The 3,266-nt window shown below is 74.8% G+C and carries 4 protein-coding genes; 2 read left to right on the top strand and 2 right to left on the bottom strand.

From position 1 onward, the window contains the following. Window positions 1–833, bottom strand: an 833-nt coding sequence (locus tag L632_RS0121135; RefSeq protein WP_028717559.1) for a hypothetical protein, incomplete at its 3' end; no start/stop codon positions are given. A 365-nt stretch (window positions 834–1,198) separates the two neighbouring features. On the opposite strand from L632_RS0121135, the gene L632_RS0121130 reads away from it, so the two are divergent. Further along, complete coding sequence (locus L632_RS0121130) at window positions 1,199–1,441, top strand: hypothetical protein (protein ID WP_156933708.1); 243 nt, start codon at window positions 1,199–1,201, stop codon at window positions 1,439–1,441. A 99-nt stretch (window positions 1,442–1,540) separates the two neighbouring features. After that, on the top strand, window positions 1,541–2,014 hold the full coding sequence (locus L632_RS0121125; protein ID WP_028712651.1) for a sigma-70 family RNA polymerase sigma factor: 474 nt from the start codon (window positions 1,541–1,543) through the stop codon (window positions 2,012–2,014). A gap of 979 nt (window positions 2,015–2,993) precedes the next feature. Here L632_RS0121125 and L632_RS0121115 read toward each other — a convergent pair. Continuing rightward, on the bottom strand, window positions 2,994–3,266 hold a 273-nt coding region (locus L632_RS0121115; protein ID WP_028717557.1), incomplete at its 5' end, for a ferritin-like domain-containing protein.

The following is a 3,266-nucleotide window of genomic DNA, read 5'->3' as shown; positions in this document are numbered from 1 at the left end:
ACGAAGCGGCCGCGGCTGTCGCGCTCGCGGTCGTCGTCGCCCCGGCCCGACGCGCCCCGCCCGCGCGAGCCATGGCGGTCGTCGTCGTCGCTGACGAAGCGGCCGCGCTCGTCGCGCTCGGGCATGTTCGAATTCCTCGGCATGATATCCTCCTGATTTGCCGTAAGGTGCCGCGGTTGCGGCGTCGCCGCGCCGTCCTGCCCGGACAGCGCCGTCATGCAGGCGCGGATGCGCCTGCCCAGGGCCGCGGGCTCCACCCCCGCGGCCTTGGCCTTGGCAAGAAGGCCGCTGCGCGGCTTCTCCTCGCGTTCGACGATCCCGCCGATCATCCGGGCCGCGACGCGCAGCCCGGCCAGCGCCAGCGGCCCGTCCAGGTCCCGCCCGGCCCGGCCGAGCAGGAACGACACCAGATCCGCCTCGACGGCGTTCTCGGTCAGCAGCGGGAATTCCTGCAGCCCCGCCTCGGCGGCGGCGTCGTAGAGCAGCCGATGCGCCCCGGCATGCCGCGCCCAGGCCTCGGCCAGGCGCGGCAGCACGGCTTCGGCCTTTTCGGCATCGGCCACCCCGGCGCATTCGCCCAGAAGCGCGCGCAGGGCCTTGTGATGGCCGCGCAGCGCGGCGAAGCCGTCGCCCCGGCCATCCGCCTGATCCTGATCTTGCTCCTGATCCTGGTCCGGCTGGTCCTGGTCCGGCTGCTCCTGATCCGCCTGGTCCTGGCCCGATTGCGCGCCCGATTGCGGCCCCGATTGCGTCCGGGCCCGATCCTCCGGCCCGCCCTCCTGCCCGCCCTCCTGCCGGCGCCTGCTGCCGGAGGTCTCCGTCTCACGCGCCATGTGATGCCTCCATCTGATGCCCCTCCATGCTGTGGGGCCGATGAACCGGCAGGGGGCGCAAATGTTCCCGCCCCGGCCCAGGCCGCCGCGGCGACGGCAGGGGCCGGAAGGCAGGGAAAGGAACGGGGGCCGCCGGGGCCACCCGCCGCAAGCCGCCGCAAGCCGCCGCAAGCCGCCACAAGTCCTTGGAACGCAAGGCCCCCGGAGTGCCAGGCCCCCGGCGGCGCCCCGCCCGCATCGCCCGAATGTGAGCGGGAGGGCGCGTCCCGTTCTGCAACACTGCCGGAATATGCAGGTTGCAGAGGGTCGCCAAGCGGCGACGATCGATTAAGATATGTCAACTCGCCTGGAAGATGGAGACCCCGATGGCCAACGCTGAAGGCGGCCCCGCCGTCGATCCCGAGCCGGACCCCGAACTGGACAGGGCCCTGGCCGACCTGCTGGCGCAGACCGAGAAGGAGCCGGTCTCGCCGCGGCTGCGCGAACTGGCCAGGCGGCTCGAGACGGCGCTCGAGGACGCCCGCCACCGCCGCGCCGGCCCCGGCAAGGGCCCTGGCAATGGCCCCGGCGATGGCGGCGGTCCCGGCAAGGGCGGCGGCGCCCGCTAGCCCCGGCCGCTTTCCGCCCGGCCGCGCTTTCGCGCGGAACCATCCCCCCGTCCCGGCATTGACTCGGCGTCGCCACCTCGAGGATCGCGAAGGACCGTCATGTCGGACGACATACTCGGACATATCCCAGCCCTCCGGGCCTATTCGCGCGCCCTGTGCAGGTCGGTCCCCGATGCCGAGGACCTGGTCCAGGAGACCCTGCTGCGCGCCATCGAGAACGCCCATCGCTACCGGCCCGGCACCAACATGCGCGCCTGGCTGTTCACCATCATGCGCAACCGCTTCCTGACCAATTGCCAGAAGGCCGCGCGCGAGCGCACCGGGGCGGCGGATTGCGCCTCGCTGCTGGCGCAGGTCAGGCCCGGGCAGGAATGGCACCTGCAGGCGACCGAGCTGCAGGCGGCGCTGCGCGAGATGCCGCGGCATTACCGCGAGGCGATCATCCTGGTCGGCGCGCTCGGCGAGACCTATCTCGACGCCGCCCGCATCCTCGACTGCGACATCGGCACCATCAAGAGCCGGGTGAACCGGGCGCGTTCGATGCTGCGACGGGTGCTGGAGCCGGCGCTCTGACCCGACCCCGGGCCCCGGGTGCCTGCGCCGGGACCATGGTCATGGCCAGGGCCGGGCGGCTCGCCGGAAGGACGGGCGGGGAACCGGCGCGGGAACATATGCGGGGAAGACGGGCCTGGAGCATTGGGGGCCTGGAACATTTGCCCGGCCGGGCGGTTTCCCGCCTTCCCGGAGGCAGCCGGCACGCCCTGCGGAAGTTCCCCTCGCGCGCCGCCGGTCCGCGGCCCGGGGGCAGGCGCGCCGCGCCGGGCGGTTCCGCCGGCCGCGCGCGCCCCTCGGGGCCGCGGCGGGCGCCGGCCCTGCCGGGGTCGGGGCGCGGCCGCCACGCCGCCGCCCGGCCGCATCCGGAGGACCCGGAGCGGCGGGCCGGCAGGCCGGCGGCGGCCGCGGCCCGATTGAGGCGCCCCGAACGAGGCGGCCAGAACGAGGCCGGCCAGAATGAGGTGGAGCGTTCGAGAGGGCCGATCGAGGCGCGGCCGAGCAGGGCGGGGCGAATGATGCCGGCCGACGGGTCCGGCCGTGCGTTCGGCCTTGCGCGTTCGGCCCTGTGCGTTCGGCCTTGCGCGTTCGGCCTCGTGCGTTCGGCCTCGTGCGTTCGGCCTTGTGGCCCCGCCTTGCCGGAGGGCCGCCGGCGCGCCCCGCCCTCCTGCGCTTGCGGCCTTCCGCTTCCCCCGCCGCCTTTGCCTCCGCGCCGGTGCCGCCGCCCTCCGGCTCGGGCTTGCCGGCCCAAGGGGGCGTCGCGCCGCGGCCGAGCCTGGAGGCCCTCAGCTCCCGCTTCAGGACCGGGCCTGGGCCACTCCCCTCCGGTCCTGGCCGCCCTCCTGCCCGGGATGTTCCCCCGGAGGGGGACGCCTCATGCCGCGGCCATCCTGCGCACCCCGCCTGCGGCGGGCATGCGTTTCCGGGCACCGATGCCTGCCTTGCCGCCCCGCCGGAGGCCGCGCCGGCCGCCGCAGAACCGGGCGGCCGGAGGCCCGCCTCAGGCCGGCTCGACCGCGTCGCGGTTGGCCTCGCTCTCGGCGATCTCGGTCAGCAGTTCGTCGGTCTGCGATTCCTCCTCCAGCGTCTGCTCCAGAAGCGCCGCCGCCTCCTTCAGCCCCAGCTGCCGCGCCCATTGCCGCAGCGTGCCGTAGCGGGCGATCTCGTAATGCTCCACCGCCTGGGCGGCGGCGATCAGCCCGGCATCCAGCGCCGGGGCGCCCTTGAAGGCCGCCAGGACCTCCTCGCCCTCCTCGATGATGCCCTCGATGGC

Source organism: Paracoccus sp. J39 (assembly GCF_000518925.1).
Classification (GTDB): domain Bacteria; phylum Pseudomonadota; class Alphaproteobacteria; order Rhodobacterales; family Rhodobacteraceae; genus Paracoccus.
Note: the sequence above shows the minus strand (reverse complement) of the source record. Positions and strands in the feature narration are given on the sequence as shown.